Source organism: Thalassotalea ponticola (assembly GCF_041379045.1).
GTDB lineage: Bacteria > Pseudomonadota > Gammaproteobacteria > Enterobacterales > Alteromonadaceae > Thalassotalea_A > Thalassotalea_A ponticola.
This window is the reverse complement of record NZ_CP166871.1, coordinates 1,224,347-1,236,508: the sequence shown is the minus strand read 5'-3', so window position 1 is coordinate 1,236,508 and position 12,162 is coordinate 1,224,347. Positions and strand designations below refer to the sequence as shown.

General features: G+C 43.6%; 9 protein-coding genes. 7 read left to right on the top strand and 2 right to left on the bottom strand.

Annotated elements, in window-relative coordinates; translation table 11 throughout:
* The first annotated feature begins 178 nt into the window (after positions 1-178).
* The 4 genes from ACAY30_RS05385 to hpf all read left to right on the top strand — a co-directional run bounded on the left by ACAY30_RS05385 (position 179) and on the right by hpf (position 5,111).
* Positions 179-2,449, top strand: coding sequence for a YgiQ family radical SAM protein (locus ACAY30_RS05385; RefSeq protein ID WP_290250909.1), 2,271 nt, complete (start codon positions 179-181; stop codon positions 2,447-2,449).
* A gap of 112 nt (positions 2,450-2,561) precedes the next feature.
* On the top strand, positions 2,562-4,127 hold the full coding sequence (locus ACAY30_RS05380) for an ABC-F family ATPase (protein WP_371190250.1): 1,566 nt from the start codon (positions 2,562-2,564) through the stop codon (positions 4,125-4,127).
* A gap of 162 nt (positions 4,128-4,289) precedes the next feature.
* The gene (locus ACAY30_RS05375; RefSeq protein WP_290250475.1) at positions 4,290-4,490 is read left to right on the top strand and encodes a DUF4250 domain-containing protein; all 201 of its coding nucleotides are present in this window, start codon (positions 4,290-4,292) and stop codon (positions 4,488-4,490) included.
* Positions 4,491-4,799: 309 nt separating this feature from the next.
* Positions 4,800-5,111 carry a ribosome hibernation-promoting factor, HPF/YfiA family gene (gene hpf, locus ACAY30_RS05370; protein WP_290250476.1) on the top strand — a complete coding sequence of 104 codons (312 nt, stop codon included), beginning with the start codon at positions 4,800-4,802 and terminating at the stop codon, positions 5,109-5,111.
* A gap of 119 nt (positions 5,112-5,230) precedes the next feature.
* On the opposite strand, the gene ACAY30_RS05365 is transcribed toward hpf, so the two are convergent.
* Both ACAY30_RS05365 and ACAY30_RS05360 read right to left on the bottom strand, forming a co-directional pair.
* Positions 5,231-7,327: a TonB-dependent siderophore receptor gene (locus tag ACAY30_RS05365; RefSeq protein ID WP_290250477.1), complete on the bottom strand. Its 2,097-nt coding sequence runs from the start codon at positions 7,325-7,327 to the stop codon at positions 5,231-5,233.
* Between the two features lie 311 nt (positions 7,328-7,638).
* On the bottom strand, positions 7,639-8,973 hold the full coding sequence (locus ACAY30_RS05360; RefSeq protein ID WP_290250478.1) for a DEAD/DEAH box helicase: 1,335 nt from the start codon (positions 8,971-8,973) through the stop codon (positions 7,639-7,641).
* A 157-nt stretch (positions 8,974-9,130) separates the two neighbouring features.
* Here ACAY30_RS05360 and ACAY30_RS05355 point away from each other — a divergent pair, with 157 nt between their 5' ends.
* From ACAY30_RS05355 to ACAY30_RS05345, 3 genes are all read left to right on the top strand, one after another.
* The gene (locus tag ACAY30_RS05355; RefSeq protein WP_290250479.1) at positions 9,131-10,333 is read left to right on the top strand and encodes a hypothetical protein; all 1,203 of its coding nucleotides are present in this window, start codon (positions 9,131-9,133) and stop codon (positions 10,331-10,333) included.
* 204 nt (positions 10,334-10,537) lie between these two features.
* A complete protein-coding gene (locus ACAY30_RS05350; protein WP_290250480.1) occupies positions 10,538-10,978 on the top strand; it encodes a hypothetical protein in 441 nt (146 codons plus the stop codon).
* A 291-nt stretch (positions 10,979-11,269) separates the two neighbouring features.
* Positions 11,270-11,890 carry an outer membrane beta-barrel protein gene (locus ACAY30_RS05345; protein ID WP_290250481.1) on the top strand — a complete coding sequence of 207 codons (621 nt, stop codon included), beginning with the start codon at positions 11,270-11,272 and terminating at the stop codon, positions 11,888-11,890.
* Positions 11,891-12,162: the final 272 nt, after the last annotated feature.

The window sequence follows — 12,162 nt, the reverse complement described above, 5'->3', positions numbered from 1 at the left end:
TATTAAAACAAAAATCATACAATAAGCGCAATTGCTAGTATGCATAAAAGCTCGGTTAACGATGAGTACGTACATTTATTAACCGCATTTTTACCCCGTTGTCTGTTATAATCCGCCAACTATACTTATCGTTGCGCGGCCAAATCATGCCTCGCCTGCTGTGAGACCATACACTGAGATGATCCCGTTACCTAAAACCAAGCTGTTTGATTACCCTAAATACTGGGCAGAATGCTATGGCCCCGCGCCATTTTTACCAATGTCACGCCAAGAGATGGATCAGCTTGGATGGGATAGCTGCGACATTATTTTGGTCACCGGTGACGCCTACGTCGATCACCCGTCATTTGGTATGGCGATTATTGGCCGTATGCTTGAGTCTCAAGGCTTTCGCGTCGGTATTATTGCGCAACCCGATTGGCACTCTAAAGATGCGTTTATGACGCTGGGTAAACCCAACCTGTTCTTTGGCATTACCGCCGGTAACATGGACTCAATGATCAATCGTTATACCGCTGAGCGACGCTTGCGTCACGACGATGCCTACACCCCAGATAACGAAGGTGGTAAACGCCCTGACCGCGCAACACTAGTGTATTCCCAGCGTTGTAAAGAAGCCTACAAAGATGTGCCGGTGATTTTGGGCGGTATTGAAGCCAGCTTGCGCCGTATTGCTCATTACGATTACTGGTCAGATAAAGTGCGCCGCTCTGTACTGTTTGATGCCAAAGCTGATTTGCTTATTTACGGTAACGCTGAGCGCCCGTTAATTGAAGTTGCCCATCGCATCGCCCGCGGTGAAGACGTTAACGACATTCGCGATGTTAGAGGCACCGCCTTTCTCAGTAAAACCGCCCTACCGGGTTGGCGTGGCGTTGACTCTCGCGCCATTGATAAACCGGGTAAAATCGATCCCATTGCCAGCCCGTATCAAGACATGGTGCCATCTAACTGCGATAAAGCAGATGAGCAAACTGCCTCTGGGGTGACCATAGTAAACGGTGGTAAAAGCTCGGTGCAATCTGTTGATCTAAGTCGTGAAGCGGTACCGATTCAAATCAGTGAATATCAAAACAAAAGTTGGGACAAAAAAGTCAAACCGTGGGAATTCACTTACGTGAAGCTACCGTCTTTTGAACAAGTAAGTCACAACAAAGCACTCTATGCCCATGCATCGCGTATTTTCCATCAAGAAGTAAACCCCGCAAGTGCAAGAGCGTTAGTGCAAAGCCATGGCGATCGCATCATCTGGTTAAACCCACCTGCCCTGCCGCTTGGCGAAGATGAAATGGATGGCGTTTTTGGTCTGCCGTATGCGCGGGTACCGCATCCGAGTTATGGCGAAGCGAAAATTCCCGCCTATGAGATGATCAAAACCTCCATTAATATTATGCGAGGTTGCTTTGGCGGTTGCTCTTTTTGCTCAATAACCGAGCACGAAGGTCGCATCATTCAATCGCGCTCGCACCAGTCCATTTTGGATGAAATTGAAGACATCAAGCAGAAAGTTCCAGGCTTTACCGGGGTGATCTCCGATCTCGGCGGACCGACGGCAAATATGTATCAATTGCGTTGTAAAAGTCCAAAAGCAGAAGCTACCTGCCGCCGTCCAAGTTGTGTGTGGCCAGACATTTGTGGTCATATGGATACCGATCACACGCCGACGATTGAGCTGTATCGCAAAGCGCGAAAAGTCAAAGGCATTAAAAAAATTCTGATTGCTTCTGGTGTTCGCTACGACCTTGCCATTCAAGATCCCGAATACGTTAAAGAGCTCGCCAGCCATCACGTTGGCGGGTATTTAAAAATTGCTCCAGAACATACCGAAGAAGGCCCGTTGGCGAAAATGATGAAACCGGGTATGGGCTCTTACCACAAGTTTAAAGAGATGTTTGATCATTACTCTAAATTGGCCGGTAAAAAGCAGTACCTCATTCCGTATTTTATCTCTGCGCACCCTGGCACCACAGATAAAGACATGATTAATTTAGCGCTGTGGTTAAAGCAAAACAATTTTAAGCTTGACCAAGTGCAAAATTTTTATCCATCGCCACTGGCTAATGCGACGACGATTTACCATACCGAGATTGACTCGTTAAATAAAATCCGCAAGGAAAATAGCTCGGTTGCTGTGCCCAAAGGCACCATTCAGCGACGCTTGCACAAAGCGATATTGCGCTATCACGATCCAAATAACTGGGGGTTGATTCGCGAAGCATTAACCAAAATGGGGTTGGCGCGCAAGCTCATTGGCAACGGCCCCGAGTGTCTGGTGCCGCACGAAACTCGCGGTGAACAAAGCGTTGGTTATCGCCAAGGTAAAAACAACGCCAAAGGCAATAAAACCTCATACGGACAAAAACCAGCGCACAAACGCGGTGACAACCGCAAGTCGGGTTTGACCCGTTTCAGTAATAATCAGTTTAAAAAGCCAGGTAAAAAACGCTAATAAACCGACGAAAGTCATGCGTTTTTGGCTTATTTCCTCTATAATGCACCGCTAATTTTTGCGGTGCATTTGTCTTAAGGACCCTATTTTGATCACGACAGCTAATATCACCATGCAGTTTGGTGCAAAACCTTTATTTGAAAACATTTCCGTTAAATTCGGTGGTGGCAATCGCTACGGCTTAATTGGCGCTAACGGTTGTGGTAAGTCAACCTTCATGAAAATTTTAGGCGGTGATTTAGAACCGAGTGCCGGCAATGTCAAGATTGATGCCAACGAACGCGTAGGTAAACTAAAACAAGATCAGTTTGCCTTTGAAAACTATTCGGTTATCGATACCGTGATCATGGGTCACACCGAACTTTGGGCGGTAAAAGAAGAGCGCGACGCGATCTACGCTCAAGCGGAAATGAGTGAAGAAGACGGTATGCGCGTTGCCGACCTAGAAACGCAATACGCTGAAATGGACGGTTACACCGCAGAAAGCCGCGCTGGTGAATTGCTGATTGGCGTAGGCATTGAGGTGAGCCAGCACTACGGCAAAATGAGTGACATTGCACCGGGTTGGAAATTGAGGGTACTTCTGGCACAAGCGCTGTTTTCTGATCCTGATATTCTGCTCCTCGACGAGCCAACCAACAACTTGGATATCCATACCATCAGTTGGCTTGAAGACGTGTTGAACGAGCGCAACTCAACGATGATCATCATTTCCCATGACCGTCACTTTTTAAATAGCGTCTGTACTCATATGGCTGACTTAGACTACGGTGAACTGCGCATTTACCCTGGCAACTATGATGAGTACATGCTCGCTGCGACCCAAGCTCGCGCGCGCCTGATGGCTGATAACGCTAAGAAGAAAGCGCAAATTTCTGAGTTACAAGACTTTGTTCGTCGCTTCTCGGCCAATGCATCTAAAGCCAAGCAAGCGACATCACGCGCGAAACAAATTGATAAAATTCAGTTAGAAGAAGTGAAAGCGTCGAGCCGAGTTAACCCGTTTATTCGCTTTGAACAAGAAAAACCGCTGTTTAGAAACGTGCTTGAAATTGAAAATTTGAGCAAGAGTTTTGACGATAATAGCGTGTTAAAAAACATTAGCCTAATGGCCGAAGTTGGCGAAAAAATTGCCGTCATTGGGGAAAACGGGGTGGGTAAAACCACATTTTTGCGCACTTTAATGGGTGAACTGACACCGGATAGTGGCGAATTCAAGTGGTCCGAAAACCACAATATTGCCTATTATGCACAGGATCACGCGGAAGATTTTAGCGTTGATATGAGCTTGTTTGACTGGATGAGCCAATGGAAACAAGAAGGTGATGACGAGCAAGTCGTACGCAGTTTCTTAGGTCGCTTGTTGTTTAGTCAAGACGATATTAAGAAATCAGTTAAAGTGTTATCCGGTGGTGAGCAAGGTCGTATGTTATTTGGCAAAATGATGATGCAAAAGCCCAATATTTTAGTCCTTGATGAACCGACCAACCACATGGACATGGAATCAATTGAAGCGCTAAACATGGCTCTAGAAAAGTTTGAGGGCAGCATTGTTTTCGTCTCACACGACCGCGAATTTGTCTCGTCAATTGCCACCCGTGTTATCGAGTTAAACAGCGATGGTTACGTTGACTTTCACGGTACATATGACGACTACTTAAAAACCAAGCAAGACTAATAAATTACGAATTATTCAATAACTTAGTAAGTAATTAGTAAAGATTTAACAAAAACGCCGCTACTGCGGCGTTTTTGTTATGGACACTGCTATACTTAACCTTGTTAACCCGCTTTGATCGTAAACTAATAACCTTAACGATACGTTAACAGGAGTAATGCAGTGGAAATTAATCAGCTTTTATCTATGAACGGTTCAATTGTACTGGGTATTATTAACGAGCGACTGCGCTTAGAGTGTGGCTCCATTGATCAATTGATTTCGCGTTATGATCTCGATGAAGATCAGCTATACGATAAAATGAGTGATATTGGCTATCACTACGATCCGTTAACCAATCAATTTAAACCTTGTCGGCAGTAATCATCAAACCTCAGACTGTCATTCATTCGGGGCGAATCACTGACGTTAGATTCGCCATCTCATCTTGCCATACTTATCACCTGACAATACGCGCAATTTGACTCCCGAACATCAGAATATTTAACAATCAAAAACTGTGCACTTTGCCAACTCACCACGTCAAGACAACACGTATAACATTCTGATTTTGTTGACCTTATAATTTTTTTATATTTTTTTAACAAAAAACTCTTGTAACTTTAAATGAATAACCCCATCCTAAAGTTAAGAGCGAAATACATCGCTTTTATCGACAATTAGGAGACATGTATGAAAATTACAATTTCAGGCCATCACATTGAAGTTACTGAAGCCATCAACGATGTCATTCACCAAAAATTCGCAAAAATCGCGAACCATTTTCCTAGCTTAGTCGCTCTCGAAGTTATTCTAAAAGTAGACAAGAACACACAAAAAATTGAAGCGGTAACCAACTATGAAAACATGCAAATAGCCGTTTCTGCAGAAGACGATGATCTATACATTGCCATTGGTAGCTGTGTTAAAAAACTCGAGTCTGCTTTGCAACACAGAAAAGGCGTGTTAAAGGCCAACTTACACAGTAAAGTTAAAGCGGCCTAACCGCGACATAAAATTTTTAGTTTTCAACGTAAGCCCTGTAATGCAAACGGGCTATATATAAAAAAAGAGCTCATGTGAGCTCTTTTTTTATTCATCACTGCGCTCAAGGCAGTCGCGTTTTAAAAGCTACCGATTAAGCTGAGTTTTGCATTCAGTGGTGCGCCAACGGTTACCTGATGAATGGAATGCGCGTTGGGAAAATAGCTTGTATCCGTTAAGTTTTCAACATTCACTTGTATCCGCATGTGATCAGAAAACTTGTAATAAGCGGATGCATCAATACGCGTGTAACTTGGTAATTTAGCCGCGTTGCCATTGTCGATGTAACTCTCGCCTTGATATGTCGCGCCAATGCCCGCACCAAATACGTCGCTAAATTCATAATGCGTATAAATTGACGCCGTATTTTCAGGCAATTCTCGCGGAGTTCTGCCCGTTGAGCCATTGCGATCAACAATTTCACCGTCGAGGTAGCTGTAACTTGCTGACACATACCATTGGTCAGTTAACAGGCCACTCATTTGCAGCTCAGCACCCGATATTTCTGAGTCAATCACATCGAGAGTCGCCGGATCATTGTCCGCAGTTTGTGGTGAGCTCTGGCTATTTTCAAACACCGCAGCGGTAATACTTAACTGCGGGTGAACATCCCACTTAAAACCCAATTCTTGGTTGCTGTAAGTATCGGGTTCGAGTTTGTCGTCGTTGCCATTAATGTCAGTATATTGCTCGCCACTACGCGGTAAGAACGACTCACTATAACTGACATAGAAGGATACATTATCGGCAGGTTTATATATTAATCCTGCGCGAGGTGACACTTGTTCGTCAACGCGTTTTCGAGTTTCTAATACATTCGGATCAGCGTTAAACACTTCGATATCGAATCGATCAAATCGGGCTCCTAAGACTAAGTTCAGGTGCTCGCTGAGCGCTAACTCGTCTTGTAAGTAAAATGACAGCACGTCAAGATCCACTCGCGTGTCATCATTCAAGTCGCTAAATTCAACACTGACCTGTTCACCGTATGCGTTGGTGCCGACAAAGTTTTGCAAAGCAATCGGACGCGACGCGATAAAGTCTTCTTTGTCAGAGCCGGTTGAACTAAATACAGGGTTGAAACGATATTGATCCGAATGAGTAGCAATATATTCACCACCAAAAATAATCGTATGTTCAATGCCAACTGTATCAAATTCGCCAACTAAGTTGGTTGATAACGTCAGACTGTCTCGTTGGGTGCCGTCAATATAGCCATCTAGAGTGACTATGTTGGTTTGCTGGTCGTAATCACTGGCGTAGAAGTTAGAGTAAAGCTTATCGAAATCACCGTATTGACCACTGACGTTTAGCTTCAGACCTGCCGAAAGGTTATGTTCGAGCGATGCTCTAAATACATGTGCTTCGACATCGTGGTAATTGTTGTCGCGATCGGCAAATACCACATCTTTTAAATCCTCTATTGGCTTGCCATTGTCGTCTGTTGCAATACCGCGATCGATAAAGCGATGATGGTTAACATACTCATACGACAAATCGATATTGGTATGATCATTAAACTCAAAGTGTAAGGTTGGATTTAAACCGATTCGTTCACCATCAAAAAAGTCGCGGTGATTTTCCAGTTGCTCGTACATACCATTAATGCGCAATGCGGCGTTGTTGCTAATGGCGATATTGCTATCTAGCTGCGCATTGTAGCCACCAAACGATGTAACTGACGCCTGGTAACCGGTTTCACTTTCCCCAAGTTGGGCTTTTTTGGTTACCCTATTTAAAATACCGCCGGTACCGCCACGACCAAACAACAAAGCGTTAGGGCCGCGCAATATTTCTACTTGTTCAATATTGTACAACGAGCGGTAATACTGCACATCGTCGCGGTTACCATCAATGAAAAAATCTGCGGTTGAACGCACCCCGCGAAATACGACAGAGTCTCGATGTCCCTCTCCTTGAGAGGTGTTCAAGCCTGGCGTGTAATCAACAATCTGACTAATTTGGGTAATACCTCGCTCAGCAATTTGCTCAGCAGAGATAATGGTCAAGCTTTGTGGTACATCGATAACCGGTGTCGGTGTTTTAATCGAGTTGGATTGATTGACTGATAAGTATTGCCCTTCAACGGTAATGCGCTCTACGTCAGCTACAGTAGTTGTGGCCACAGCCCCTGTGCTGAACAAGGCAGATGTAATAGCAGAGATAGCAAATTTCATTTTAAGTCCTTGGTACCAAAAAGCACTAACACTTTGATGCATCGCATAAAATCAATGCTCTAATTGGTACAAATGTTGAGTTATTATTGAAAACGCAACAAAGTGTAATGCGAACCATTCGCATTTGCAATATCATTTAGTTATTTTTTATAACGCGATGAAAACGGATTGTCGCAGTACTGCCGTAACGCATGTGCGATCACGATGACGATTGTGGCAGATGTTATCGCTACAAAAAAGCCGCTTTAGCTAAATGACTAAAGCGGCTTTTCCGTTTCCTATAACCTTAACTGGTCAGCAATGTTAACTGTTTACTGTTCTTCGTCGTCACGATCCGTTAGTTTCCCAGTTTTCTTTTTCACCATCGGCAGGTCGGCAAAACCTTCGTCGACAAAGGTAATTTTCTTCTTCACCTTAGGCTGTTTTTTCTTAACCTGTTTACTTTGACTATGTTGCTTCGTAGCTGACTTTTGGGCGACTTTCTTCTTCGCCTTTAAACCACTAAATTTAGCTTCTAAGCCCTCAACCGATGAAAATGGCATGTCTTGCTGCAACAAGGCTTTAATATTTAAGTAGCTGTACCAATCTTTAGGGCCCACAAACGAAATTGCATCGCCTTTCGCCCCTGCGCGCCCTGTTCTGCCAATGCGATGTACGTATTCTTCGGGATGCTTTGGCATATCAAAATTAAAGACATGCGACACGTTGCTTAAATCTAATCCCCGAGACGCGAGATCGGTTGTCACTAAAACTTTGTGCTGACCTTTGGCAAAACTTTCCATGATTTGATTGCGCTGCGATTGTTTTAAATCGCCACTTAAGCCGATGGCATCAATATTGTGTTCATTGAGTAACACAGATAAGCGCTCGGTGTCGCTGCGCGTTGCGGTAAAGATAATGGCTTGGCTGATATTTTCTGACGTTAAAAAGTGCTCTAGCAACGCCTGCTTGTGATCTAAATGATCCGATAAAACAAAACGCTGGGTAATATCAGTGTGTTCATTGGTAATTGCACCTACGGCAATTCTCTTTGGCGATTTGAGTAAATCATCGGCAAAAATATTCACTTGTTCATGTTCTAACGTGGCAGAGAACAACAAGGTTTGGCGTTTGCGGTGATCGGCGGCTAAGTTAATTTGTTTTAACTGTTCAGCAAAGCCCATGTCGAGCATCCGATCTGCTTCATCGAGAATTAATAACTCTAAACCATTTAAATAAAACAGTCCTTTGGCTAAGTGATCTGCTAAACGACCAGGGGTCGCCACGACCACATCAGGGTATTTATCTAATACCTTAACTTGGTCGTTAAAGTTTTCACCGCCGAGAATCAAGGCATTTTTAAAACGGGTGCCCGAAGTGACCGTACGCAACTGCGAAAACACTTGTTTCGCCAGTTCTCGAGTCGGTGTCAAAATAAGTACCCGTGGATCTTTTTTCGATAACGCTTTTTGTCTAAGTAAACGCTGGATGGCAGGCAACAAATAAGCCAGTGTTTTACCTGAGCCAGTTTTTGACGAGGCTATTAGGTCTTGGCCTTGCATTGCGGCAGGAATGGCTTGTTGCTGAATATCTGTTGGTTGATCAAAGCCCAAATGGTTAACGGCTTTTAGTAATCGCTGATCCAGTTTAAATTGTTCAAATGCCAAAAAAATCACTCCAATATAATCAATTGCCCTAATTATAAAGTAATTCACGCAGGTTAAGGGCATTAAATCGTATAAATATGTCTATTTTAACGATGTTTTACGTGACATAAAAATATTATTCGCGTTACCCTTATAAATAAAAAGGAAGAGAAAACCTGTGGGCGCATCTCGATTTGCCAACGCTGCCTTGCCGCTAGCGATAACCGTTTTACTATCAGCCTGTGTTAACACACCAACGTCAAATAATGTATCGACCAGTCACATCGACAATAAGTCGTTGCCACCCATTTCATTATTTGCCGCACGACCAAGTGACGCATTGCAACATGAATGCGACCAGTTTGCGCAATCATCGGTACTCAATCACTGTCAGTATGCGCCTGTAGATTGGGCACATTACTTAAACAGTTTCCAACGCGCCAATAAATTTCAACAGGTTTATCCGCGCGATAGTAACATAGAATACCAATTGGAAATTGCCGCCGCCGGGTTTTACCAAGAAACGGTTGAAGACATCGGCAAAGCCGCCCTTGCCGGTGCGACGTTAATGTTGCTCCCGATTGACATGCAAAGCCAAATACACGTTGAAATGAATCTTTATTGGCGCAACCAAAAACTGGTCTCACAACGCTACGAGCTGCCACATAACAATACGGTCAGTTTGTTTCATTCCCCTGAGCAAGGAAACACACAATTTGCCGATAGTGTTGTTAGTCGGTTTTTAAATGACGCACAGCAACACCAGTGGTTTGGCCCGCAATTTTTAGCTGCAAAACTGCAATCGAGTAATTATCAAGATGACTTTACCCTCGGCGAACAGATTGATCAGTTTGCCGCCAGCTACAAGTACATTTATCGAAACCCGCTGTTAGGTGCCACCATGCGCTATAATCATCAGCAGTTTGTCGCCGACTATGTCGACGTATTTGTTTACCCCATTCGCGAGATCAGCTGGCACAATAGCCAACAGGTATTAAATAAAGAGATCGCTAATGTACAAGCGGAAATTGAGCGATATATCAGTGAGCATACAGAGCAGCCGACACTGGCTTTTAACGCTGAGCAAACGCAATTTATTAGCCTAGATTTAGACACTCAGCCAACGCCTATTCAAGGCGCGTATTTTGACGGCGTGATCAGCGAAGCAGGTAAAGAAGATATATTCAGTTCAACCTACTTGTTTATTGTCAAAGACAAGTTCGTAAAATTTAGAGCCAGCTTCCCTGCCTCGTTTTTACGCGGTTTCGTAGAACAGGCCCTAGCCCAAATATCGATACCAAACGAATCGAAATTTATGGCCACGCTAAGACAGCAAGAACACGATAAACGATTGTCTGTCGATCAAAAGAAGGCGCCTTAGCCAAGCTATTTACGCAAGCACTTAAAAGCTAGGTAAAATAGTGAAAACATCAAACCGTGACAGTAATTGACTTTGTTGTCTATATCGTTACGATGAACATAGATGCAAGGAATATGACCGCTTAGCGCACGTAACGCCAATCGGTACAGTCCTGAGGAGAAATAATAACACTCAGGTTCAACCCAATTATGTATGTATAAACCTATGCAAAATCTACTAGCCAACTTAAAAACCTTATTTTTATCTATGAATAAAATGCCAAAATTTTTTAAGTTCCTCTATGGCGTCACTGCGATTGCGTTTTTGTCGGTATTAACGCTAGGATTTTGGCCTTGGCCGAATGCAACGTACGCATTGAACGGCAATAAACTCTCATACTCTGAATTCTGGTCAACAGGTATGGCTCCGGCGTTGCTAGTGTTTGCCGCCATTATGTCGTATGTCTGTTTGTCGATAGCAAAAGGAAAGCGCTGGGCAAATGGGGCTCTTTTTACCTTTTGGGCGGTTGTCATCACGCTGCTCTGCTACGATAGCTTTATCGGTATTATCATCGCTATCTCGGCGATTTCAGGATTATGGTATTACCTGTTTAGAAGTCATGCCGTGCAACAGTATTTCCGTGTCATCAATGAGCAAAGGCGTTAACCATACGGTCGCTTTCGGTCTACTTGTGCCCGTTAGTGAGCAAAAGTCAGGTCAACATGGTAGCAAGCGCATCAAATGCCTGCTCGGTTCACTCTCGCCGATTCACTTTTGCTGATATTTGGTTTATCACCTTCCCCCTGCACACCTCATAGAACACCCCTTCAACAACTCAACATAAACCATTGTTTTATATAAATTTATTGACATTTTTACGCAAAAAAAATAAGGTGAATATGGAAGTTTAAATTTGACATGAATGACCAAAATACAGGAGTCAAAAACGAAATGAGAATGGAAATCAAAGCATCTTTTATTGCCGCGACAGTATTATCTCTGAATATCGGGCACGCATGTGCAAGCACGCAAATACCATGGGATCAGGTTGGTGCATCGTACACACAAACCGAGCTAAGTAACAGTGATAGCTACAAAGGTTTTCGTATTCACGCGACGGCATTGCTCAGTGAAAACGTGCTGTTTACCGGTTCATACAAAAGGGTAAAAGACAGCTTTAGCTCTTTCGTAGTCATGGATGACGTGACGCAACGAGCAACAGTAGATTCAACGCTGGATGATTTACGCGTTGGGCTTGGTTATAAGTATCGAGTATTTGATAATACCGATTGGGTCAATATTTTGGCTTATAACCGCGAAGAGATAGAGGTATCGACCAGAGGCCTCGAAAGTAGTGTCAGTGATAATGGCGTGTTATTTTCAACGGGGCTTCGCTCTATGATTTCCGATTCAGTCGAACTTTCTGGTTCGATAGGTTATCGCGAGGTGTGGGACAACGACGTTTTTGTTAACCTGGGTTCGCAATTTCACCTGTTTTCGAATATCTCATTCGGCTTAGGTTATGAATGGCAAGATGACATCGATTCATATGAAGTATCGATTCATTGGTCATTTTAATTCGAGGGGCTATGCCCCTCCATCTCACCATCAGGTTGGATATTAAACGCAGTCACCGATTCTGTAACTTTGGGTTCAGGATATAAAACTAACTTACCAGAGATATGCAGCTAACTCGTTGTTATCGGTCGCTGTTAGATCGTCAGCAATTAGTTAATCAATTCGAGTAACAACACCGACGGGTATGTCGAGCGGCTTTAAAGCGGATAAATAGTAAAGTGACGTGCTCTAGTCACTTTCGCTTTTAGCTCAACCACGTCTAAACAACAAAG

What these genes read in the sequence shown, in the direction of transcription:
- ACAY30_RS05380 (WP_371190250.1), top strand. Translation starts at nt 2,562, where the DNA reads ATGCAGTTTGGTGCAAAACCTTTATTTGAAAACATTTCCGTTAAATTC.
- hpf (WP_290250476.1), top strand. Translation starts at nt 4,800, where the DNA reads ATGAAAATTACAATTTCAGGCCATCACATTGAAGTTACTGAAGCCATC.
- ACAY30_RS05385 (WP_290250909.1), top strand. Translation starts at nt 179, where the DNA reads ATGATCCCGTTACCTAAAACCAAGCTGTTTGATTACCCTAAATACTGG.
- ACAY30_RS05350 (WP_290250480.1), top strand. Translation starts at nt 10,538, where the DNA reads ATGCAAAATCTACTAGCCAACTTAAAAACCTTATTTTTATCTATGAAT.
- ACAY30_RS05365 (WP_290250477.1), bottom strand. Translation starts at nt 7,327, where the DNA reads ATGAAATTTGCTATCTCTGCTATTACATCTGCCTTGTTCAGCACAGGG.
- ACAY30_RS05345 (WP_290250481.1), top strand. Translation starts at nt 11,270, where the DNA reads ATGGAAATCAAAGCATCTTTTATTGCCGCGACAGTATTATCTCTGAAT.